Annotated in this window: 22 protein-coding genes, 1 other RNA gene and 1 riboswitch; of the genes, 10 read left to right on the forward strand and 13 right to left on the reverse strand. The window is 67.0% G+C overall.

What is annotated here, in order from left to right; translation table 11 throughout:
- Nucleotides 1-6: 6 nt before the first annotated feature.
- Nucleotides 7-951 (forward strand): cobalamin-binding protein, encoded by a 945-nt coding sequence (locus TK49_RS15260; RefSeq protein WP_045787459.1) that lies wholly within the window; start codon nt 7-9, stop codon nt 949-951.
- Between the two features lie 27 nt (nt 952-978).
- On the opposite strand, the gene cobC is transcribed toward TK49_RS15260, so the two are convergent.
- From cobC to TK49_RS15295, 7 genes are read right to left on the reverse strand one after another with little or no spacing between them, the layout of a single operon-like run.
- Nucleotides 979-1,557 (reverse strand): alpha-ribazole phosphatase, encoded by a 579-nt coding sequence (cobC, locus tag TK49_RS15265; protein WP_045787460.1) that lies wholly within the window; start codon nt 1,555-1,557, stop codon nt 979-981.
- On the reverse strand, nt 1,542-2,324 hold the full coding sequence (locus TK49_RS15270; RefSeq protein ID WP_045787461.1) for an adenosylcobinamide-GDP ribazoletransferase: 783 nt from the start codon (nt 2,322-2,324) through the stop codon (nt 1,542-1,544). Before TK49_RS15270 ends, cobC begins: the two co-directional genes overlap by 16 nt.
- A 2-nt stretch (nt 2,325-2,326) precedes the next feature.
- Nucleotides 2,327-3,373: a nicotinate-nucleotide--dimethylbenzimidazole phosphoribosyltransferase gene (cobT, locus tag TK49_RS15275; RefSeq protein WP_045787462.1), complete on the reverse strand. Its 1,047-nt coding sequence runs from the start codon at nt 3,371-3,373 to the stop codon at nt 2,327-2,329.
- Entirely contained in the window at nt 3,373-3,996 is a 624-nt protein-coding gene (gene cobO, locus TK49_RS15280; protein WP_082076327.1) for a cob(I)yrinic acid a,c-diamide adenosyltransferase, read from the reverse strand. Before cobO ends, cobT begins: the two co-directional genes overlap by 1 nt.
- Nucleotides 3,983-4,822, reverse strand: a complete 840-nt coding sequence (locus tag TK49_RS15285) for an ABC transporter ATP-binding protein (RefSeq protein WP_045787464.1) — start codon at nt 4,820-4,822, stop codon at nt 3,983-3,985. The genes cobO and TK49_RS15285 overlap by 14 nt, the downstream gene beginning before the upstream one ends.
- Nucleotides 4,819-5,838 carry a FecCD family ABC transporter permease gene (locus tag TK49_RS15290; protein WP_045787465.1) on the reverse strand — a complete coding sequence of 340 codons (1,020 nt, stop codon included), beginning with the start codon at nt 5,836-5,838 and terminating at the stop codon, nt 4,819-4,821. The genes TK49_RS15285 and TK49_RS15290 overlap by 4 nt, the downstream gene beginning before the upstream one ends.
- Nucleotides 5,835-7,718: a TonB-dependent receptor domain-containing protein gene (locus TK49_RS15295; protein WP_045787466.1), complete on the reverse strand. Its 1,884-nt coding sequence runs from the start codon at nt 7,716-7,718 to the stop codon at nt 5,835-5,837. Before TK49_RS15295 ends, TK49_RS15290 begins: the two co-directional genes overlap by 4 nt.
- 256 nt (nt 7,719-7,974) lie before the next feature.
- Nucleotides 7,975-8,225, reverse strand: a riboswitch (cobalamin riboswitch).
- A 143-nt stretch (nt 8,226-8,368) separates the two neighbouring features.
- Between TK49_RS15295 and TK49_RS15300 the strand changes: the two genes are divergently transcribed.
- The 5 genes from TK49_RS15300 to TK49_RS15315 all read left to right on the forward strand — a co-directional run bounded on the left by TK49_RS15300 (nt 8,369) and on the right by TK49_RS15315 (nt 10,818).
- On the forward strand, nt 8,369-8,686 hold the full coding sequence (locus TK49_RS15300) for a hypothetical protein (protein ID WP_045787467.1): 318 nt from the start codon (nt 8,369-8,371) through the stop codon (nt 8,684-8,686).
- 2 nt (nt 8,687-8,688) lie between these two features.
- Nucleotides 8,689-9,006 (forward strand): cell division protein ZapA, encoded by a 318-nt coding sequence (locus tag TK49_RS15305; RefSeq protein WP_045787468.1) that lies wholly within the window; start codon nt 8,689-8,691, stop codon nt 9,004-9,006.
- A 214-nt stretch (nt 9,007-9,220) separates the two neighbouring features.
- Nucleotides 9,221-9,440, forward strand: a non-coding RNA gene (ssrS, locus tag TK49_RS25280) — 6S RNA.
- A 111-nt stretch (nt 9,441-9,551) separates the two neighbouring features.
- A complete protein-coding gene (locus TK49_RS15310) occupies nt 9,552-10,022 on the forward strand; it encodes an EVE domain-containing protein (protein ID WP_045787923.1) in 471 nt (156 codons plus the stop codon).
- 94 nt (nt 10,023-10,116) lie between these two features.
- Nucleotides 10,117-10,818 carry an SIMPL domain-containing protein gene (locus TK49_RS15315; RefSeq protein WP_045787469.1) on the forward strand — a complete coding sequence of 234 codons (702 nt, stop codon included), beginning with the start codon at nt 10,117-10,119 and terminating at the stop codon, nt 10,816-10,818.
- A gap of 67 nt (nt 10,819-10,885) precedes the next feature.
- Here the strand turns inward: TK49_RS15315 and lgt are convergent, their stop codons facing one another.
- Together lgt and TK49_RS15325 are read right to left on the reverse strand one after the other, a co-directional pair.
- Complete coding sequence (lgt, locus tag TK49_RS15320) at nt 10,886-11,788, reverse strand: prolipoprotein diacylglyceryl transferase (protein ID WP_045787470.1); 903 nt, start codon at nt 11,786-11,788, stop codon at nt 10,886-10,888.
- Nucleotides 11,789-11,800: 12 nt separating this feature from the next.
- Nucleotides 11,801-12,745, reverse strand: a complete 945-nt coding sequence (locus TK49_RS15325; RefSeq protein ID WP_045787471.1) for a LysR family transcriptional regulator — start codon at nt 12,743-12,745, stop codon at nt 11,801-11,803.
- Nucleotides 12,746-12,854: 109 nt separating this feature from the next.
- On the opposite strand from TK49_RS15325, the gene ilvD reads away from it, so the two are divergent.
- Nucleotides 12,855-14,528 carry a dihydroxy-acid dehydratase gene (gene ilvD / locus TK49_RS15330; protein ID WP_045787472.1) on the forward strand — a complete coding sequence of 558 codons (1,674 nt, stop codon included), beginning with the start codon at nt 12,855-12,857 and terminating at the stop codon, nt 14,526-14,528.
- 56 nt (nt 14,529-14,584) lie between these two features.
- Here ilvD and TK49_RS15335 read toward each other — a convergent pair whose 3' ends face one another.
- From TK49_RS15335 to TK49_RS15345, 3 genes are read right to left on the reverse strand one after another with little or no spacing between them, the layout of a single operon-like run.
- Entirely contained in the window at nt 14,585-15,001 is a 417-nt protein-coding gene (locus TK49_RS15335) for a hypothetical protein (protein ID WP_045787473.1), read from the reverse strand.
- Nucleotides 14,998-15,426, reverse strand: a complete 429-nt coding sequence (locus tag TK49_RS15340; protein ID WP_045787474.1) for a DNA polymerase III subunit chi — start codon at nt 15,424-15,426, stop codon at nt 14,998-15,000. The genes TK49_RS15335 and TK49_RS15340 overlap by 4 nt, the downstream gene beginning before the upstream one ends.
- Nucleotides 15,427-15,448: 22 nt before the next feature.
- Nucleotides 15,449-16,963: a leucyl aminopeptidase gene (locus TK49_RS15345; protein WP_045787475.1), complete on the reverse strand. Its 1,515-nt coding sequence runs from the start codon at nt 16,961-16,963 to the stop codon at nt 15,449-15,451.
- Between the two features lie 114 nt (nt 16,964-17,077).
- Here TK49_RS15345 and lptF point away from each other — a divergent pair, with 114 nt between their 5' ends.
- Genes lptF through TK49_RS15360 form a run of 3 tightly spaced genes read left to right on the forward strand, consistent with a single transcriptional unit; the run spans nt 17,078 to nt 19,772 of the window.
- A complete protein-coding gene (lptF, locus tag TK49_RS15350; protein ID WP_045787476.1) occupies nt 17,078-18,208 on the forward strand; it encodes an LPS export ABC transporter permease LptF in 1,131 nt (376 codons plus the stop codon).
- A complete protein-coding gene (gene lptG / locus TK49_RS15355) occupies nt 18,208-19,401 on the forward strand; it encodes an LPS export ABC transporter permease LptG (protein ID WP_045787924.1) in 1,194 nt (397 codons plus the stop codon). Before lptF ends, lptG begins: the two co-directional genes overlap by 1 nt.
- Entirely contained in the window at nt 19,401-19,772 is a 372-nt protein-coding gene (locus TK49_RS15360; protein WP_045787477.1) for a sirohydrochlorin chelatase, read from the forward strand. Before lptG ends, TK49_RS15360 begins: the two co-directional genes overlap by 1 nt.
- On the opposite strand, the gene TK49_RS15365 is transcribed toward TK49_RS15360, so the two are convergent.
- Nucleotides 19,765-20,181: a 5-carboxymethyl-2-hydroxymuconate Delta-isomerase gene (locus tag TK49_RS15365; protein WP_045787478.1), complete on the reverse strand. Its 417-nt coding sequence runs from the start codon at nt 20,179-20,181 to the stop codon at nt 19,765-19,767. The two genes, TK49_RS15360 and TK49_RS15365, sit on opposite strands and share 8 nt — an antisense overlap.
- Between the last annotated feature and the right edge of the window lie 18 nt (nt 20,182-20,199).

The raw sequence follows: 20,199 nt of genomic DNA on the forward strand, positions 1-20,199 counted from the left end.
CGTTTGATGACAGTCCGTTTCAGCCACCTTGCCCGCGGTGTTGCCGCGCTCGGCCTTGCCGCCCTGCTCGCCGCGGTCGCCCCCGCCCTTGCCGCAATCTCCGTCACCGACGACACCGGCGCCGCCGTCACGCTGCAACGCCCTGCGCAGCGCATCGTCAGCCTTGCGCCGCACGCCACCGAACTGCTGTTCGCGGCGGGCGGCGGCGCGCGCATCGTCGGTACCGTGACGTACAGCGACTACCCGCCCGCCGCCCGCGACATTCCGCGCGTGGGCGACAACCGGTCGCTGGACCTCGAGCGCATCGCCGCGCTCAAGCCCGACCTGGTGGTCGTCTGGCGCCACGGCAATGCGCAGAAGCAGCTCGACCGGCTCCGTGCGCTTGGCATTCCGCTGTTCTTTTCTGAACCGCATCGCATGGCGGACATCCCGCGCTCCATCGAAGCGCTCGGCACGCTGCTCGACACGCGCGCCAGCGCCCACGACGCCGCGCAGCAGTTCCGCCAGCGCGTCGATGGCCTGCGCAACCGCTACAGCGGCCGCCCGCCCGTGACGGTGTTCTACCAGGTGTGGGAACAGCCGCTGATGACGCTCAACGGCCAGCACATCTTCTCCGACATGCTGGCGCTATGCGGCGGCCGCAACGTGTTTGCCAGCGAGCCGCTGCTGGTGCCGACGGTCTCGGCGGAGGCTGTGATCGCGGCCAACCCCGAGGTGCTGCTGACGGCCAGCATGGGCGCCACGCAGGGCAATCGCCCCATCGACACGCTCGACGGCTGGAAGCGCTGGCCCCAGTTGCAGGCCGTGCAGCGCGGCAACCTCTTTACGATCAACGGCGACCTCATCAACCGCTTCGGGCCACGCCTGGTGGAGGCCGCCACGCAGTTGTGCGAAGACCTGGAAGAGGCGCGCACGCGGCGGCTCGGGATGCACGCCAGGATCGGACGCTGACGTTGGCCGCGCGTCGGGCGTAGCGCCTCATCGGTTCCAGAACAGCAGCACCGGCAAACCGTCGGGCTGCACGCGAAAGCCGCACGCGGCGCCCCATTGCAGCGGCCATTGCAGCGTTTCGGCCAGCGGACGCTGCAGCCAATGGGCAGCCAAGGCGCGCATGCAGCCGGCATGCGTGACCGCCCACACGCACGATGCCTCGGCGGCCGCGGTGGCTTCCGCCCAGGCGGTCACCCGCGCCAGCAGGTCCGCCGCCGATTCGCCGCCATGCGGGTTCCCGTGCACGAGGTCATGCGCCCACCGATCCACCTGGGCGCGCGGCAGGTCGTCCCACTGGCAGCCTTCCCAGGTGCCAAAGTCCAGCTCCATCAAGCGGGCATCGATTTCGACAGCCCGCACCTCGGCCACGCGCGCGATCGCCTCCGCTGTCAGGCGGCTACGTTGGAGCGGGCTTGCCAGCAGGCGGTGCGGCGCGTGTGCGGTGAGCTTGTCGACGTTGGCCGAAGGATGCGGGTCCATCGGGTCGGCCAGCGGCAGGTCGGTGCGGCCGTAGCACAGCCCGGCCGTCATGGCAGGCCGCGCATGGCGGATCAGGATGAAATCCACGCCAGCAGCCCCCACAGGATCAGCAGTTCAAAGAGTTGCTGCGCCATCCCCAGGCAATCGCCGGTGATGCCGCCGATGCGGCGCACGAAGTAGCGGCCCAGCAGCCAGCGCGCAACGATGAGCCCCACGACAACGAGCGCTGCACACACGGCCCCGAACCACAGCAGCGGCACGATGCCGAATGCACTGGCCCACAGCGCTCCGGCCCAGCGCATGCGTTGGGCGACAGGCTTGGCCTTGCCTTCGGTGCGCACGTAGTCATGCGTGAGGAGGTAGCTCACCGCGGCTGCACGGCTGGCGGCATGGGCACAAACCATTGCTGCGAGGATCGCCGTGCCATGCGACGCCATCGCACTCAGCAGTTGCCACTTGAGCAGCAGCGCCATGCACACCGCAATCGCCCCGAACGCGCCGATGCGCGAGTCGTGCATGATGCGCAGGCGGTCTTCGGCTGTGTAACCGCCGCCGAAGCCATCCGCGCAATCGGCCAGGCCGTCTTCGTGGAACGCGCCGGTCAGCAGCAGCGTGGCCGCCATCGACACGGCCACTGCCACGCCGGGCGCAGGCACGGTGCGCGACACCAGCCAGTACACCGCCGCAGCCACCGCGCCCACCAGCCAGCCGACGAGCGGAAAGTACCGCGCCGCGCGATTCAGCCCGGCCTGCCAGGTATCGGGACCGAGCCCGACCCACGCCGGTACGGGGATGCGGGTGAAATACCCGACCGCCATCCACAGCGCCTGCCAGTGTTCGCGCAACGGGTTCATGGCTACGCGCGCCCGCTCACGCCGGCGCTGGCGAAAGTCGCCATCTCACGCAGGAACGCCACGGCGGACACGACCAGCGGATACGCCAGCACCGCCCCGCTGCCCTCGCCCAGCCTCAACGACAGCGACAGCAGCGGTCGCGCATCGAGCACCTCCAGCAGCGCGCGATGCCCCCGTTCATCCGATACATGGCCGAATACGCAATAGCGCAGCACGCCGGGCGCCACGCGCGCCGCCACCAGCACGGCGGCCGTGGCGATGAAGCCGTCGACAAGGATGACCATGCGCCGCTGCGCCGCCTCCAGGACGGCGCCAACCATCGCCGCCACCTCGAAGCCACCGAAACAGGCGAGCACGTCAAGCGGCGCCTTCACCTGTGCATGCCGCGCCATGGCGGCTTCCAGCACGGCGCGCTTGCGGGCCAGGCCCGCATCGTCCAGCCCGGTGCCGCGACCGACGCATTGCGCCACCGGCAGATCGCACAGCCGCGCCATCAGGCAGGCAGCCGACGCGGTGTTCGCGATGCCCATTTCGCCGAGTGCAATGACGTTGCTGCCGAGCGTCGCGTGGTGCGCCACCCGCTGGGCGCCGAGCGCGATGGCGCGGTCGCGCTCCTCGGCGGTCATGGCGGGCTGCTGGGCGAAATCGCGCGTGCCCGGGCCGATGGGCGCATCGACCAGGCCCGGTGTGTCGCCTGCCCACAGCGGCGCGGCGACGCCGGCGTTCACGACTTCGAGCGCAAAGCCGTGCTGGCGGCAAAACACGTTGACCGCAGCGCCACCCGCCACGAAGTTGAGCACCATCTGCGCCGTCACGGCCTGCGGATACGCGCTCACGCCGGCATGGGCGATGCCGTGGTCCGCCGCGAACACCACCATGGCCGGGCGGATCAGTTGCGGCGCCTCGGTGTTCTGGATCAGCCCGATCTGCACGGCCAGCGCTTCGAGCCGGCCCAGCGCGCCGAGCGGCTTGGTCTTGGTGTCTACGGCGGCCTGCAGACGCGCGCGCAGTGCGTCATCAAACGGGGGAATGCGCATCGCGGGGGCCATCACAGTTCCACCCCCGGCTGCGCCTGGACGCCCTGCGAAAACGCGTGCTTGACGAGTGTCATGTCGGTCACGGTATCGGCCGCTTCGATCAGCTCGGGTGGCGCGCCGCGCCCGGTGACGACGACATGCTGCGCTGCCGGCCGGGCGCGCAGGTCGGCCAGCACCGTCTGCACGTCCAGGTAGTGGTATTTGAGCGCGATGTTCAGCTCATCGAGCAGCACCAGGCCAATCGACGGATCGTTCAGCAGCTCGCGGGCGCAGGCCCACGCGGCTTGCGCCTTCTCGATGTCGCGCGTGCGGTCCTGCGTTTCCCACGTATAGCCTTCGCCCATGACGTGGAAGCGGCATTGCTCGGGAAACCGCCGCAGGAAACGCTCTTCGCCGGTGGGGATCGCGCCTTTGATGAATTGCACGACACCCACCTGCATGTCGTGCCCCATCGCGCGGATCACCATGCCGAAGCCCGAGCTCGATTTGCCCTTGCCGTTGCCGGTGTTGACGAGCAGCACGCCGCGCACGTCGGTGGCGGCCGCGATCCTGGCGTCCACGACGGCCTTCTTGCGTTGCATGCGGGTGCGATGGCGGGCATTGAGGCCGCCGTCTTCGTTTTCAGGCATGGTCATCGGGGTCATCCGGAATCAGTGCCGTGCGGCGGCCGTCGGCCACCTCGGCAATCGGGGTGCGCAGCACGCGCGCGCAGTGCTCAGGCGTGAGCACGTTGGCTGCCTTGCCGGCAATCGTGTGGCCCGCGCCGTCCATCAACAGCGCATGGGTGGCAAAGCGGCGCGCGAGGTTCAAATCGTGCACGGTCAGCATGACGAGCCAGCCGTGCTTGCGGCAGCCTTCAAGCAGCAGGCGGAGCACGGCAATCTGCTGATGCAAGTCTAGGTGCGCGACGGGTTCGTCGAGCAGCAGCACGCGAGCGTCCTGCGCAATCACCGAGGCGATCGCCACGCGCTGCCGCTCGCCGCCGGAAAGTGTGCGGACGTCGCGCTGCGCCAGCGGCTGCAGGTGCAGCGCAGAGAGGGCAGCATCGACAGCACGTGCATCGGCATCGCCCTCCCATTCCCAGCGCGCGAGGTGGGGATGGCGGCCCGTCATCACGGCGTCATGGACGGTGACCGGAAACGTGTCGTGCAGCGTCTGCGGCAGGAAAGCGCGGCGGCGTGCCAGCGCCACGGCTGGCCAGTCGGCGAGCGGCGCCCCGTCGAGCGTGACGCTGCCGCCGTCCGGCGCGCGCAGCCCTGCAAGCACCGAGAGCCACGTCGATTTGCCTGCGCCGTTGGGGCCGACCACGCTCCAGAGCTGGCCGGCCGTCGCCGTCATCGACAGGCGCCCGATCAGCACGCGCCCTTCCACCGCCACACGCAGATCGTGCAAGGCCAGTTCAGGCGCCGCCTCCATCTGCGCAAATGCCGGCGGTGCGGGTGTGCGGCGCAGCCAGCTCATCGCGCGCTCCGCATCAGCAGGTAGAGGAAGGTGGGCACGCCGATCATCGTGGTGATCACGCCCACCGGCAGTTGCGTCGGCGCGATGAGCGTGCGGGCGATCAGGTCGGCCAGCATCAGCAGGCCGCCGCCCGCCATCGCGGTGGCGGGCAGGTGGATGCGCACGTCGCGCGTCCACGCCAGGCGCACCATGTGCGGCACGAGCAGGCCGACAAAGGCGACGGAGCCTGCCATCGTCACGGCCACGGCGGTGCACAGCGACGCCACCACGTAGATCAGCGCCCGCACGCGCGCCACCGGCACGCCGAGCGCGCGGGCGCGCATCTCGCCCGCGAGCAGCACATTGAGGTCCCGAGCATGAGGCAGCACCACGGCCACCGCCGCCACCAGCGCAATCAAGGCGCCGACGTAACGATCGGCGCCGCCGAGGTCGCCGACCATCCAGAAGATCATGCCGCGCAGCTTGTTCTCGGGTGCGACCGTCAGAATGAGGGTAATGAGGCCGCCCCAGCCCGAAGCCATCACCACGCCGCCGAGCAGCAGACGCGCATTCGCTTCGCCGGGTTCACCGCGCCACAGGTGCTGGCGCGCCAGCGCGGCCACCAGCGCCATCGACAGCAACGCCCCCGCGCCGGCACTGGTCTGCACCGCCCACCACGGCAGCGAAAGCAGCATCGCCGTGAGGGCCGCCACCGCGCCGCCGCCCGACACGCCCAGCACATACGGATCGGCCAGCGGATTGCGCAGCAGCATCTGCATGAGCGCGCCGGCAAACGCGAGCAGCCCGCCGGCCGCAAATGCCGCGCCCGCACGCGGCAGGCGCAGCTCGGTGACGATGCCTGCCGCCAGGCCATCGCCGCCGCCAATCAGGGCCCGCCAGACTTCGGCGGGCGACAGCCGCACGCTGCCGAGCATCAGCGACGCCACCAGCACCACCACGCACGCGAAGGCCAGCAGCGACCACAGCCGCCAGGCAAAACCGCGTGCCGCGCGTGCGGGCAGTGCAGGTGTCGTCATCGCTTCGGTTCGTGCTGTTGCCACGACAGCGTGAAGAACACTCCACGCGATGCCGTGTTGTACGGATAGATCAACTGGTAGTTCTTGTTCGTCACGTTCTCCAGGCGAGCGGACAACGCCCACTCGCGCGTGATCTGGTAGCGGCCGACGAGGTTCAGCAAGCCGTAACCGCCCAGCGCCCTCGTCGAGTCCTGCCGATCACCCGCCGCGTTCCACTCCACGCCCGCCGAGAACGGCCCGACCGTCTTGTACGCCGAGACGCTGCCGAAGTGCCGTGCACGACGCGACAGCAACTGGTTGGCCGACAAGTCCTGCGGGTTCTGCATGGTAAAGCTGGCGCGCACGTCCACGCCATAGATGGAACCGCGGTACGAAGTCTCGACGCCGTTCACCCGCGCGCGGTTGACGTTGGCAGCCGCGCAGTTGAACGCGGCATCGCACACGGAGGTGATCAGGTTGCTGTAGTCCGTCTCGAACACCGTCATGCGGACCAGGCCGATCGCGCCGTTATATTCCACGCCGCCCTCCACCGAGCGCGCCTTCTCCGGCTGCACGTTCGGGTTGCCGAAGAACGGGTAGTACAACTCATTGAAGCTCGGCGCGCGGAAGGCGTTGCTCACGCTCGCCACCGCCTTCCACTGCGGGGTGAACGCAAAGCCGTAGCCGGCGTAGTAGCTGTTGGCGCCGCCGAAATCCGAATAGCGGTCACGGCGCAGATTGAGCTGCAACTGGTGCGGGCCGAACTTGCCTTCGTAGCCGATGTAGCCGGAGTCGACGTTGCGCGTGGGCACATCGTAGGCGTCGCTATCGATGCTGGTCTGCAGATGTTCCAGGCCGACCTTGAGCAACTGGTTCGGCAGGAAAGTCCAGTCGTTCTGCCAAGTCGCCGTCTGGTTGCGCGTGTTGAAACGCGCCGGCACCTGCGGCACGCCGTTGGTGAAGTTCAGGCTGCGGTCATCCCCTTGCGAGAGCGTCACGCGCGTCTTCCAGTCCTGCGTCACCTTGCCATCCACGAAGGCGGACATCGAGCGCACCACGTTGTGCGCCGTGTTGATGTCGGTCGGCTTGCCGAAACTGCTGTCGTAGCTGACATCGCCCCAGGTCTGGAAGTACGTCAGCCCCGCCTGCCAGTCCGCAGAGAACCGATGCGACAGCTGCGCCGACACGCTCTTGTTCGTGTAGGGGTTGTCGTTCGGGTTCGCTTTCGGCGCCAGTAGCGGGTTCATGGTCGAGAACCCGCTGGTCTTGAACTCAGACACCGACACGGCGAACGACGTATCGCCACGCTCGCCCACCGACCCGCTGATGCCCGCCTGCGCGCGCTTGGTGTTGCGCGCGCCGTATTCGATCTCCGCATTGGCCAGCGGCGCATGGCCGCGACCGCTGCGCGTGAAGATCTGCACCACGCCACCGACCGCGTCCGAGCCATAGAGCGCCGACACATTACCGCGCACGACTTCGATGTGGTCGATCTGGTCTGCCATCAGTTGCCCGATCTGCGCGCCGCCCGATGTGCCAGAACTCACACGCACGCCGTCAATCAGCACCAGCGTCTGGTTGGAACTGGCGCCGCGCATGAACAGGCTGGCGTTGGTGCCGGGGCCGCCGTTCTGGGCGATTTCGATACCGGCCTCGCGGCGCAGCAGCGTCACCGCATCCGGCGCCTGCGAGCGCTCGATGTCGGTGCGGCTGATGACCGTGGTGTGCGGCAGCGCATCGGAGAGCGGCTGCTCGCCCCGCGAGGCGGTCACCACGGTCGGATTCAGTTCACCCACCGGCGTCCCGTTCGCCTGTGTATTGCTTTGTGACCAGGCCGGTGCAACCGCACCTGCCATGACCCCTGCAACAACCCCCAATCGTGCACCGGCAAGCGCACGCATGGCCGTCCGGGGCTTCCGGAGTGGCCGCTTTGTAGTCAAGCTCATGTTGAAAAGACAAGAAGCGTCAGCCGGACCCGTTCCCCCGCGGGTCGCTGGCAGCAGGATCTCGATGCGGTTCCCTCACATCGGCTCTGAACCGGCTCATGGTCCGTGGCGAGCAGTCCCACGTCGGCCCCGGGAGCGCAGCCCTACACGGGGTACGGCGGGCATCACAGGGCCGAGCTCGGGCGGCGCACCCGGATCGTTGACCGATCCTCTGAGATCCACCGTCCTGGCCGGTATCCGGGCTGGCGAAGCGGCCCGTCCGCCTTCCCATTCCCAAGGGAACAGTGGCTTGGTTGGACAGACCGCGCGGCGCCCATCTTCTTGGCGAGATGGCGGGCACCGCGACGTTCGCTTACCGTTGCGGGGGCAGCGCAGGTTGGCGCATCGCTTTGGGGGCGCGCGCTCCCTGCTTCCCGTTTAACTGCAGATGGTGCTGCGGGCACCAGGACGCCGCGAAGTTTAACGCCAAACGCCGTCCTGCTCGCCAAATAAGCCCGTCGCCCGTTGTGCCCCGCGCGCCGCCTCGCATTGCGCATCCGTATGGAGGACAGGCGCTGCCGCAGCGATGGGCTAAAATCCCCCCACTCGATTCCGATTGACAACCAATGCTGAACGAACTCGAACAACTTGCCGACAAGCTCACGCGCGTGCTGCGTCACGCCGACGCGCTTGCCGCCGAGAACCAGCGCCTGCGCGCCGAAGTCGAGCGGCTGCAGGCCGAGGCCGAGACCGCCAGGACCGAGCGCGATGCCATGGTCGCTGATCGCAGCGTGCTCAATGCCAAGATCGAGGAAGCGCAACTGCGCATCCAGTCGATTCTCGACAAGCTGCCCACGGCCACCGACGCCCGGCAGCTTGACCTCCTCGGCCAGGCCGCCGGCGATGACGCCACCGCCGCCCCTGCCCCGCATCCGGAGACCTAAGCATGAGCAGCAAGCAGATTGAAGTGAACATCGCCGGGCAGGCTTACAAATTTGCCGTCTCGCCCGAAAACGAAGCCGCGCTGCGCGAAGCCGCCGCCATGGTGGACACCCAGATGACGCGCATCAAGAACGGCTCGAACACCAAGGGCATCGAGCGCGTGGCCGTCATGGCCGCCATCAGCATCGCCTCGGACCTGCTGTCGATGCAGCGCCAGGCCGCCGCCGATGCCGCGCTGCCGATCGACACCATCCGTGCCAAGCTGGCCGACCTGAATGCACGCGCCGATGAAGCGCTGCGCCAGTACGGCGAAGTCGTTTGACCCCATACAAAACGTGTTTGTAACCGGATCGCATCCGGGCTTGGGTTCGGATGCGAACGGGTGTATAGTGTCACCCAATGGCTTCCGGCAACTGCCCGCAAACCCTTTCAACATAAGGCTTTAGCGGCTCCAGACTCGAGAAAAATCGGTTGCCTGCGATGAATTCTCAGACGCATCGCCATGCATCAAAAGCAGCGTGACGATGCGTCTGACAGTTTCCCTGCCTGGTTCGCCAAGGTCATACATTCCTTGAACCGATAAGCATTGCTTGGTGCGGGACATGCCGTGTGGGCGCGCGCGTCTTCCGGTGCACAGCATGCGACGAAAGTCGTGTGCTCCCTGCGCCGGTGATGTACCCGAAATGCGGCTTCCGCAGCCACTCTGAACCGTACTTGGGTTCAGGAGGCGGGCCTAGCGGCCGAGGTGGGGACCCAACAAAGGCGGTCGTGCATTGCGCACGATCGCCTTTTCTTTTGCGTGCTGCGTGGTGCAGCCGCATCGCCGTGTTGCTATGCTGCGCACACCGCCACTTCCGCTCGCGCACCATGGCCGCCCAATACTGGCTGATGAAGTCTGAGCCCGACGAGGCCAGCATCGACACGCTGCAAGCCCAAGGCACGTTACCCTGGACGGGCGTGCGCAATTATCAGGCACGCAACTTCATGCGCGACCGCATGCGCATCGGCGATGGCGTGCTGTTCTACCACTCGTCCTGTCCGCAGCCGGGTATTGCGGGGTTGGCGGAAATCTGCTCGACGAGCTACCCCGATCCGACGCAGTTCGACGCCAAGAGCCCCTATCACGACCCCGCATCCAAACCGGACGCACCGCGCTGGATGCTCGTCGACGTAAAGTTCGTGCGCAAATGCGCGCTGATCGACCTGCCCACGCTGCGCGCGCACGAGCAGCTCGCCGACATGACGGTGCTGCAGCGAGGCAATCGCCTGTCGATCACGCCCGTCACCCCCGCGCAATGGCGCTACATCACCACCAAATTGATGCGCGATCCTGAGTGAATGGCGTGCTTCGGCTGGGAATTGTTACAAACGTGATGAACGATGCGCGCGGCGCCCAGTCAGAAGCATCACATTGCTTTTTTGGGAGAACACAATGAAATCTGTCCTGGCCGCAACCATTCTGGGGACTGCAATGATGACGACCGCTGTCGCGCAAGCCGCACCTGAGACGAATCATTCGGGCGTGCTTTCGCTGGATGCCCAAGCCGTAGCTGAAGTCCCCACCGACACCGTGACGCTCACGCTGGCCGCCGAGCAGGAAGGTGCCGACCCGGGCACGATCTCGACGGCCCTGTCACGCAAGGCGGATGAGGTCATCAACCAGGCCAAGCGGACCTCCGGCGTGCAGGCGGAAACCGGCGGCTTCAACATCTATCCGAACACCGATCGCAACGGCAAGATCAGCGTGTGGCGGGGCCGCGCGGAAGTGCGCCTGACCTCGAAGGATTTCGCGGCCGCCTCCAAGCTCGCCGGGCAGCTGGCCAATCAGATGCAGGTGCAGAACGTGAACTTCACGCTCTCGCGCGAGGCGCGCACGGCGGCGGAAGCCAAGCTCATCGATCAGGCTGTGAGTGCATTCCGCGACAAGGCGCTGGCAACCACCAAGCTGTTTGGCTACACGAGCTACACGATCCGCGACGTGCACGTGAGCGAGGGCAGCAACAATCCGGGCCCGCGTCCGATGATGCGCATGGCAGCTGCTCCGGCATCGTTCGATTCGGCGCCGGTGCCCATCGAGGGCGGCAAGGCGCAGGTCACGGTGACGGTTTCCGGCGCCGTGCAGATGCTGAAATAAGCCGCGAGCCGGTCCATGAAAAAAGCCACCGAAGTTCGGTGGCTTTTTCCTTTGCGCGGCGGCGACGTCAGGCGTGTGCCTGGCTTTTTGCACCGTTGCCTGCACGACGATAGGACCAGACCAGCATGGCGATGCCGATCAGGATCATCGGCAGCGACAGCCACTGCCCCATCGACAGGTTCATCGCCAGCAGGCCGAGGAAGTTGTCCGGCTCGCGTGCAAATTCGGCGGCGAAGCGGAACACGCCGTAGCCCACCAGAAACGCCCCGGACACGGCGCCCATCGGCCGCGGCTTGCGCGCGTACAGCCACAGCAGGATGAAGAACAGCACGCCCTCGCCGAGAAACTGATAGATCTGCGAGGGGTGGCGCGGCAGCATGTGGTACTGGTCGAAGATGGCCTGAAGGCCGCTGGTGACCGCCTCCTGCGCATGCGAAAGCAACCACTCCCGGTCTTCGCCCTGCGCCTGCGGGAACATCATCGCCCACGGCAGGTTGGGCGACGACACGCGTCCCCACAGCTCACCGTTGATGAAGTTGCCCAGGCGCCCTGCGGCAAGCCCGCACGGCACCATCGGCGCGATGAAATCGGTCACCTGCATCCACGAGCGGCCGCGCATGCGCGCATACAGCATCATCGCCACGACCACGCCGAGAAAGCCGCCGTGGAACGCCATGCCGCCTTCCCAGACCTTGAAGATGTCGAGCGGGTGGGCGAAATACCAATCGGCCTTGTAGAACAGCACGTAGCCGAGGCGCCCACCCAGGATCACGCCGAGCACGCCGTAGAAGAGCATGTCGTCGAGGTCGCGGCCGGTCCAGCCTTCAGCGGCGATGTGCGGCTGGCGCGTGCGCAGGCGGCCGAACCACAGGAACATGATGAACGCCGCCAGATACATCAGGCCGTACCAGCGGATGGCGAGCGGCCCCAGATGCAGGGCGACGGGGTCGAATTGCGGATGGATGAGCATGAATCCTGTGTTTCAGGTTTGGTTGTCTTCTTGCAGCCTGGCGACCGCTTCGGCGCTGGCCACGAACCACGGCAGCACCGGTGAGGCCGCATCGCGCCGCCACACCAGGCCGGTCTCGATGACGGGACTCGGCGCGGCGAGTTCAAGATAGACCACGCCGGTCCGCTGCAGGTTGCATAGCGAAGCGGGCACCAGCGCCACGCCCATCTCAGCCGAGACGAGGCTGACGATGGTCTGCATCTGGATGGCTTCCTGGCCGATGCGCGTGGCAGCCCCGGCGTCTTCAGGCCGGCCGCCGTGCGCGGCATGATAGCCGGTAATGATGTCAAACAGCGCAGGCGCGGACCGGCGCGGGAAGATGATGAGCGGCTCGGCCGCAGCGTCGGCCAACGGGAACGGCTGGCCCGGCCCGACGCCCCACCGCGCGGCCCGCGAAGCCGGTACGGCCAGCACGAGCGGCTCGCGCACCAGCGGGCGGTATTCCAGCTCGCCGGGCACCGAGCCGGCGTGATGCGCAATTACGATGCCAGCATCGACTTCGCCGGCCAGAAGCGCCTCGATCTGCACATCGCTGGTGGCCTCGCGCAGCTGCAGCTGCACGTCCGGCCGCACGTCACGAAAGTGCCGCAGCACGGCGGGCAGGATGCCGTAGTCAGCCGTGCTGACGAAGGACAGCGACAGCGAACCGACTTCCCCGCGCGCCAGGCGTTGGGCCAGCGCCGGTAGTGCCCCGGCCTCGGCGAGGACGCGCCGCACCTCGACGAGCCACCGCGCCCCCACCGGCGTGAGCGCGACCGAACGCTGCGTGCGATGGAACAGCGTGACGCCGAGCTCCTCTTCCAGCGCGCGAATCTGTTGCGACAGCGGCGGCTGCGTCATCGCAAGCCGCTCGGCAGCGCGACCGAAGTGCAGCTCTTCGGCCACCGTCACGAAATAGCGCAGTTGGCGCAGGTCCATGTCAGCGATTGATATGTTTTATGAATCAATGGGCTATCAATAATATATTTGACGCGCCTTTCGTCCAAGCGCATGCTGAGCGGCACAGAACAACGCCCACGGAGACCCCATGCCAGACAACAAGCGTTCCCAGCACATCACGCAAGGCGTGGCGCGCTCGCCCAACCGCTCGATGTATTACGCGCTGGGCTACAAGAAGGAAGATTTCAACAACCCGATGATCGGCGTGGCGAACGGCCATTCGACGATCACGCCCTGCAACTCGGGCCTGCAGAAACTCGCGGATGCGGCCGTGGCTGCCATCAAGGAGGCGAAGGCCAATCCGCAGACCTTCGGTACGCCGACCATCTCCGACGGCATGTCGATGGGCACCGAGGGCATGAAGTTCTCGCTGATCTCGCGCGAGGTGATTGCCGACTGCATCGAGACCTGCGTCAACGGCCAATGGATGGACGGCGTGGTCGTCATCGGCGGCTGCGACAAGAACATGCCCGGCGGCATGATCGCCCTGGCGCGCACGAATGTGCCGGGCATCTACGTGTACGGCGGGACCATCAAGCCGGGGCACTGGAAGGGCAAGGACCTGACCATCGTGTCGTCGTTCGAGGCCGTGGGCGAATTCACCGCCGGTCGCATGAGCGAGGAAGACTTCGAAGGCGTGGAGCGCAACGCGTGCCCCACCTCCGGTTCGTGCGGCGGCATGTACACGGCCAACACGATGAGTTCGTCGTTCGAGGCGCTCGGCATGTCGCTGCTGTATTCCTCGACGATGGCCAATCCTGATCAGGAGAAAGTGGACAGCGCCGCTGAATCGGCCCGCGTCCTGGTCGAGGCGGTGCGCCGCGACCTCAAGCCGCGTGACATCATCACGCGCAAGTCCATCGAAAATGCCGTGGCCGTCATCATGGCCACGGGCGGCTCGACCAACGCGGTGCTGCACTACCTCGCCATCGCGCACGCTGCCGAAGTGGAGTGGACCATCGACGATTTCGAGCGCATGCGCCAGCGCGTGCCGGTCATCTGCAACCTCAAGCCGTCAGGCCAGTACGTGGCGACCGATCTGCACGCGGCCGGCGGCATCCCGCAGGTCATGAAGATCCTGCTCAACGCCGGCCTGCTCCACGGCGATTGCATCACCATCACCGGCAGGACGCTCGCCGAAGAGCTCGCGCACGTGCCCGACCAGCCGCGCGCGGATCAGGACGTGATCCTGCCGCTTGACCGTGCGCTCTACAAGGAAGGCCACCTCGCGATCCTGAAGGGCAACCTGGCGCCGGAAGGCGCCGTGGCGAAGATCACCGGGCTGAAGAACCCCGTCATCACCGGCCCGGCCCGCGTGTTCGACGACGAGCAGAGCGCGATGGACGCGATCCTGGGCGATCGCATCCAGGCCGGGGACATTCTCGTGCTGCGCTATCTCGGGCCCAAGGGCGGCCCGGGCATGCCGGAAATGCTCGCGCCGACGTCGGCCATCATCGGCAAGGGCCTGGGTGAGTCGGTGGGCTTCATTACCGACGGTCGCTTCTCGGGCGGCACGTGGGGCATGGTGGTGGGGCACGTCGCGCCGGAAGCATACGTCGGCGGGACAATCGGGCTGGTGCAGGAAGGCGACTCGATCACCATTGACGCGCACCAGCGCCTGCTGCAGCTGAACGTGCCGGACGACGAGCTCGCGCGCCGCCGCGCCGCATGGAAGCAGCCGGCGCCGCGCTACACCCGTGGCGTGCTGGCGAAGTTCGCGAAACTCGCGGCACCGGCCAGCAAGGGCGCCGTGACGGATTGAGTCCGGACGGCGTCCCAACAAAAAACCCGCCATCGGCGGGTTTTTCTTTTGCGGAATCAGCGCTGCGGCGGCTTGCGCTCGGCAGCCAGCGCATCCTCCAGCGCCGCACCGAGCCAATCCATCAGCCGGGCCTCCAGCGTGCGGGTCAGGTCGGCTGCCAGTTGCTCGCTCAGCAGTGCCAGGCGCGATTCCATGGCCTCGCGGCATTGCGTTTCGATCAGCGCAGGCCACTCGGTCTGGAAGCGCCACATCACGTGGCCCATCACGCGTGCGGCGTCGGTGCCGGAGGGCGGCATGGCTGAGGTGGGCGCCAGACCCTGCTCGCGCAGCGCGGGCGGGACGACGTTCGCCGGCGCCGAAGCCGGCTCTGCAACCGGCTCAGCCACGGGCGGGGCGTCGTCCAGCTCGACGATCTCCGTCAGAACAGGGATGTTGTTGTCCGCTTGCGAGCCGGGATAGCGTCCGTCGCTCATGCGCGCCCCACGTCGTGGTGTTGGATCGGATAACCGCGATCGCGGTAGAAGCGGAAGCGCTCCCGTGCAGCGGCGCGGTCGGCATCGTCATCGCCGACGATCTCGATCAGCCGCTCGAAGCGCGCAAACAGCGGTGGCGGATCGAACGACAGGTTGACGAGGATGTCGTGATGCGGCGCGTCGTCCAGCGGCTCGGATGCATCGGCCAGCAGGATGGGCGTCTGGGCGGCCAGCGGGTGCCGCAGGCCGCAATGCGGGAGGAAGTCGAGTGCGCTGAAGGTCCACAACTGCGTGTCGAACGCTTCGAGCGCGGCGCGATCCCCCACCACGATCACGTTCTGGCCCGCGCCGTAAGCCTTGCGCACCAGCCGGCAGGCGTAGGCCAGCTTGCCGGGCACGTTGCTGTGGAAATCGACGCGCGTCATACGATGCCTTGCCTGCGATGGATCAGCCGCGGTCCATCAGGAAGCGCGTAAGCAGCGGCACCGGCCGGCCCGTGGCGCCCTTGGCCGCGCCGCTCTTCCAGGCGGTGCCGGCGATGTCCAGGTGGGCCCAGTCGTACTTCTCGGTAAAGCGTGCCAGGAAGCAGGCCGCCGTCACGCTGCCGGCCGGCCGGCCGCCGATGTTGCCCATGTCGGCAAAGTTGGACTTGAGCTGCTCCTGGTACTCCTCGTCCAGCGGCATGCGCCAGGCGGTGTCGAGCGACTGCTTGCCGGCAGCGATGAGCGCATCGGCCAGCGCATCGCTGCGGGCGTACATGCCGGTGTTGACGTGGCCGAGCGCGATGATGCAGGCGCCCGTCAGCGTGGCCACGTCGATCACCACGGCCGGCTTGAAGCGCTCCACGTAGGTGAGCGCGTCGCACAGGATCAAGCGGCCTTCGGCATCGGTGTTCAGGATCTCGATGGTCTGGCCCGACATGCTGGTGACCACGTCGCCCGGCTTGGTCGCGATGCCGCTGGGCATGTTCTCGCAGGTCGGCACCACGGCGATGACGTTCTGCTTGAGGCCCATCTCGGCCACGGCGCGCAGCGTGCCGAGCACGGACGCAGCGCCGCACATGTCGTACTTCATCTCGTCCATGCCCTCGCCCGGCTTGAGCGAGATACCGCCCGTATCGAACGTGATGCCCTTGCCGACGAGCACGACCGGCGCCTGCTTGGGCGACCCGCCCTCGTAACGCAGCACGATGAACTGCGGCGGCTCTTCGCTGCCCTTGGTGACGGCCAGGAACGCGCCCATCTTCAGGGCTTCGATCTGCTTGCGGCCGAGCACCTCGACCTTCAGCTTGAAATCCTTGGCGATCTGGCGCGCGGTGTTGGCCAGGTAGGTCGGCGTGCAGATATTGGACGGCAGGTTGCCCAGGTCACGCGTGAGGTCCATGCCGTTGGCGATGGCGGTGCCGCGGGCGGCGGCCACGCTGGCGGCCTTGGCGTCGGCCGCCGGCACAGCCAGCACGACCTTGCGCAGGCCGCTGGCGGCGCCGTTCTTGTCGCGCTTGCTCTTGAGTTCGGGATGGCGCTCGATGAAGCGGTAGCTCGCTTCGCGGATGAGCGTGACGGTGGTCAGCACGGACCAGGCGGTGTCCTTGTCGCGGGCGGACTGTTCGGTGAGCGTCCACGTGACGTTGGCGGCCTTGGTGCCGGCCAGCGCGCGCAGTGCGGTACGCACGGCTTCGGCATAGGCCCGGTCGGTCAGGTCGGCCTCCTTGCCGAGCCCGACCAGCAGCACGCGGGCGGCGCCCACGCCGGCCACTTCGTGCAGCAGCAGCGACGTGCCGCGCTTGCCTTCAAAGTCGCCCAGCTTGATCAGGCGGCCCACCAGGCCCTTGGTGGCTGCGTCCAGCGCCTTGGCGGCGCCGGCCAGGGTCTGCGACTCGAACAGACCGATCACGAGGCAATCGCTCTTGGCGGCCAGGGCGCCCGCTTTGGCCCAGTCCAGGGCTTTTGTGCTAAATTCCATCGCGCTTCTCTCTATGAGGCGAGTCAACGAAAGCCCACATTATCCGCGATTTTGCGCGGTGGGCTCCGGTGGAATCCACATCGGGCAAGACCTCGCCCTCCATCCCGCATCCGCATGATTTTCGAACAAGCCCTGCGACGCGAGCTGTCCTTCACCGCCGGCGCCGTCTTCCTCGTGCTGCTGACGTTCATGCTGACCACCCTGGTGATCCGCATCCTCGGCATGGCCGCCAACGGCGAGGCGAATCCGAACGACGTCCTGCTCCTCATCGGCCTGGCAACGCTGGGCTACCTGGCGATTCTGCTGTGCGCCACGCTCTTCATCTCGGTGTTGCTGGTGCTCACTCGCTGGTACAAGGATTCCGAGATGGTGGTGTGGTTCACCTCGGGCATCAGCCTGACGGATTTCATCCGCCCGGTGCTGCGCTTCTCGCTGCCGTTCATCGTGCTGGTGGCGCTGCTGGCGCTGTTCGGCTGGCCGTGGGCCAACCAGCAGAGCGCGCTGTTCCGCGACCGCTTCGAGCAGCGCGACGTGCTGTCGATGATCTCCGCCGGCCGCTTCATCGAGCCCGCGCACGGGAACTACGTGCTGTTCATCGAAGGCGTGGATTCCGGCATGAAGCACGCCCGCAACCTGTTCGTCGCCAATGCCGAGCAGGACAAGATCGGCGTGGCGCTGGCCAAGACCGGCGAGTTCAAGACCATGCCCAACGGCGACCGCTTCGTCGTGCTCGACAAGGGCCGCCGCTATGAAGGCACGCCCGGCAAGCTCGACTACCGCATCGTCGAGTTCGACAAGTACGGCGTGAAGGTCGCCAACAAGCCGCCGCAGGCCGACGCCAACCTGCCGACCAAGAGCCGCTCCACCAAGGACCTGCTCGCCAACCCGACGCCCGAAAATCTCGGCGAGCTGGTCTGGCGGATCGGGCTGCCGCTGCTGGCGCTCAACTTCGTGCTGATCGCCATTCCGCTGGCCTACGTCAACCCGCGTCTGGGCCGCTACACGCCGATGATCTTCGCGGTCCTGATCTACCTGACGTACTCGAACCTGCTGAACCTGTCGCAGGCGTGGGTCTCGCAGGGCAAGATGAACGTATTCATGGCGTGGTGGCCGATCCACCTCGTCGCCTTCATCTGCGCGGTGCTGCTGTTCCGCTTCCGCCACTACAGCGCGGCCGGCCTGAAGGGCATTTCGGCGCTGCTGGGCTTCGCTTCGCGGGCGGCACAGACCAAGGCGGGCGCATGATGAAGATGCCGGTCTACGAGAAGTACTTTGCGCGCCAGATCTACGGGGTGTTCGTCTTCATCCTGTTTGCGGTGCTGGCGCTGTTCATCTTTTTCGACATGCTTGGCGAGCTCGGCTCGGTCGTCGGGCGCTACACCACGCTCATCGCGTTCTTCCACGTGCTGCTGCAGGCGCCGACGCGCGTGTATGAAGTGATTCCGGTGGCGGCGCTCATCAGTGCCATCTACGTGTTCTCGCAGATGGCGAGCCAGTCGGAGTTCACGATCTTCCGCGTGGCCGGGCTCGACACGAAGCGGGCGCTGCTCTCGCTGTTCAAGATCGCGCTGCCCCTGGCGCTGGTGACCTACGTGTTCGGCGAGTTCATCGGGCCGAAATCGGAGCAATACGCGCAGAAGGTGCGGCTCGAGGCGCTGGGCGCCACAGTGTCGGCCGGCTTCCGCTCGGGCGTGTGGGTCAAGGATCGCGGCCCCGCCAAGGCCGACGGCAGCGGCGGCGAGGTCACCCGGTTCGTCAATGTGGGCAGCCTGCAGCCCGATCAGTCCATCAAGGGCCTGCGCATCTATGAATTCGATGCGGACTACCGGCTGAGCTCGATCCGCGTGGCGCAGCAGGCGCGCTATCAGGGCCACCAGAACTGGCAGCTGAATGACGTGACGGAAACGCGCTTCATCGAGTTCCCGCGCAAGCCCGGCACCGTGGCATCGCGGGACACCGTGCAGGCCGTGCCCGGCGCCCCGGATGCACTGGCGCCGGACTTCCGCGGCGAGCAGACCAAGGTGCCACAGCAGGAGATGCGTTCCGAACTCACGCCGCAGATCCTGTCGGTGCTGATGGTGACGCCCGACCGCATGGCGACGCTGGACCTGTTCCAGTACATCCGCCATCTGCGCGACAACAAGCAGGACACCCAGCGCTACGAGATCGCCCTGTGGAAGAAGGTGGTCTATCCGTTCACGGTGCTGGTGATGATGGCGCTGGCGCTGCCGTTTGCGTACCTGCATGCGCGTGCCGGAGCGGTCGGCCTGAAGGTGTTCGGCGGCATCATGCTGGGGCTGTCGTTCCAGCTGGTGAACAACCTGTTCTCGCACGTTGGCCTGCTCAACACGTGGCCGGCCATCTTCACGGCCATCGTGCCCGGGGCGCTGTATCTGGCGCTGGCGCTGGTGAGCCTGCGCTGGGTGGAGCGCCACTGATGGCCGCGCGCGCGCTCGTCCTGTTTGCGCACGGCGCGCGCGACGCCCGCTGGCGGGAGCCGTTTGACCGCCTGAAGGATCGCCTCTGTGTGCAGCAACCGGACGTTGACGTCCGCCTCGCCTTCCTTGAACTGATGGCGCCCGACCTGCCCGGCACCATCGACGACCTGGCCGCTGCCGGCGCCCACCGCATCACCATCGTGCCGGTGTTCTTCGGCCAGGGCGGGCACTTGCGGCGCGATCTGCCCGCGCTCGTTGCGCAATGCGCGCAGGCCCATCCCACCCTTTCCATCCATTGCGCCGATGCCGTTGGCGAGGACGACGCCGTGCTCGATGCCATCGCCGGCTATTGCGCGCGGCAGCTCAGCTGATCTGGCCAGGTAGCGGCTGCGGCGCGCGTGCAAAACGCGCATGCACGTTGTTCTCGACGTGGAAGCCGTGCGTGTCGAACTCCATCAGTTCCAGCGTCAGGCCCAGATAGCGACGCGCAAATACGTCGGCCAGGTGCGCACGGGCCGCGGCAAACATCTCCGCACAGACCGGCCCGGTCACGCTCTTGGGCCGCCCGGCCTTGATGCGGAACGTGACATGGATGAACGCGTCGTCTTCCGAGCCGTCTGCCATGCGGTATTGGTCGAGGCGCAGCGCACGCGTGCGGATGCCGCCGATGGGGAAGACGTCGGCGTGGCGGATCAGCACATCGCTGAGCACGCGCATCAGCTCGGGAATGCGGGCGTCGGCCTCGACATTGGCGGTGTATTCGATGATGACGTGCGGCATCGCAGGTATCCGAAGGGA

Source organism: Ralstonia mannitolilytica, from assembly GCF_000954135.1.
Classification (GTDB): Bacteria; Pseudomonadota; Gammaproteobacteria; order Burkholderiales; family Burkholderiaceae; genus Ralstonia; species Ralstonia mannitolilytica.

Excerpts from the sequence above, each read along its gene's own strand:
- TK49_RS15345 (WP_045787475.1), bottom strand. The coding sequence starts at position 16,963 with ATGGAATTTAGCACAAAAGCCCTGGACTGGGCCAAAGCGGGCGCCCTG.
- TK49_RS15285 (WP_045787464.1), bottom strand. The coding sequence starts at position 4,822 with ATGAGCTGGCTGCGCCGCACACCCGCACCGCCGGCATTTGCGCAGATG.
- ilvD (WP_045787472.1), top strand. The coding sequence starts at position 12,855 with ATGCCAGACAACAAGCGTTCCCAGCACATCACGCAAGGCGTGGCGCGC.
- TK49_RS15270 (WP_045787461.1), bottom strand. The coding sequence starts at position 2,324 with ATGAACCCGTTGCGCGAACACTGGCAGGCGCTGTGGATGGCGGTCGGG.
- TK49_RS15315 (WP_045787469.1), top strand. The coding sequence starts at position 10,117 with ATGAAATCTGTCCTGGCCGCAACCATTCTGGGGACTGCAATGATGACG.
- TK49_RS15325 (WP_045787471.1), bottom strand. The coding sequence starts at position 12,745 with ATGGACCTGCGCCAACTGCGCTATTTCGTGACGGTGGCCGAAGAGCTG.
- lgt (WP_045787470.1), bottom strand. The coding sequence starts at position 11,788 with ATGCTCATCCATCCGCAATTCGACCCCGTCGCCCTGCATCTGGGGCCG.
- TK49_RS15305 (WP_045787468.1), top strand. The coding sequence starts at position 8,689 with ATGAGCAGCAAGCAGATTGAAGTGAACATCGCCGGGCAGGCTTACAAA.
- lptG (WP_045787924.1), top strand. The coding sequence starts at position 18,208 with ATGAAGATGCCGGTCTACGAGAAGTACTTTGCGCGCCAGATCTACGGG.
- TK49_RS15340 (WP_045787474.1), bottom strand. The coding sequence starts at position 15,426 with ATGACGCGCGTCGATTTCCACAGCAACGTGCCCGGCAAGCTGGCCTAC.
- TK49_RS15295 (WP_045787466.1), bottom strand. The coding sequence starts at position 7,718 with ATGCGTGCGCTTGCCGGTGCACGATTGGGGGTTGTTGCAGGGGTCATG.
- TK49_RS15310 (WP_045787923.1), top strand. The coding sequence starts at position 9,552 with ATGGCCGCCCAATACTGGCTGATGAAGTCTGAGCCCGACGAGGCCAGC.
- TK49_RS15260 (WP_045787459.1), top strand. The coding sequence starts at position 7 with ATGACAGTCCGTTTCAGCCACCTTGCCCGCGGTGTTGCCGCGCTCGGC.
- TK49_RS15365 (WP_045787478.1), bottom strand. The coding sequence starts at position 20,181 with ATGCCGCACGTCATCATCGAATACACCGCCAATGTCGAGGCCGACGCC.
- cobT (WP_045787462.1), bottom strand. The coding sequence starts at position 3,373 with ATGGCCCCCGCGATGCGCATTCCCCCGTTTGATGACGCACTGCGCGCG.
- TK49_RS15335 (WP_045787473.1), bottom strand. The coding sequence starts at position 15,001 with ATGAGCGACGGACGCTATCCCGGCTCGCAAGCGGACAACAACATCCCT.
- cobO (WP_082076327.1), bottom strand. The coding sequence starts at position 3,996 with ATGACCATGCCTGAAAACGAAGACGGCGGCCTCAATGCCCGCCATCGC.
- lptF (WP_045787476.1), top strand. The coding sequence starts at position 17,078 with ATGATTTTCGAACAAGCCCTGCGACGCGAGCTGTCCTTCACCGCCGGC.
- TK49_RS15290 (WP_045787465.1), bottom strand. The coding sequence starts at position 5,838 with ATGACGACACCTGCACTGCCCGCACGCGCGGCACGCGGTTTTGCCTGG.
- TK49_RS15360 (WP_045787477.1), top strand. The coding sequence starts at position 19,401 with ATGGCCGCGCGCGCGCTCGTCCTGTTTGCGCACGGCGCGCGCGACGCC.
- TK49_RS15300 (WP_045787467.1), top strand. The coding sequence starts at position 8,369 with ATGCTGAACGAACTCGAACAACTTGCCGACAAGCTCACGCGCGTGCTG.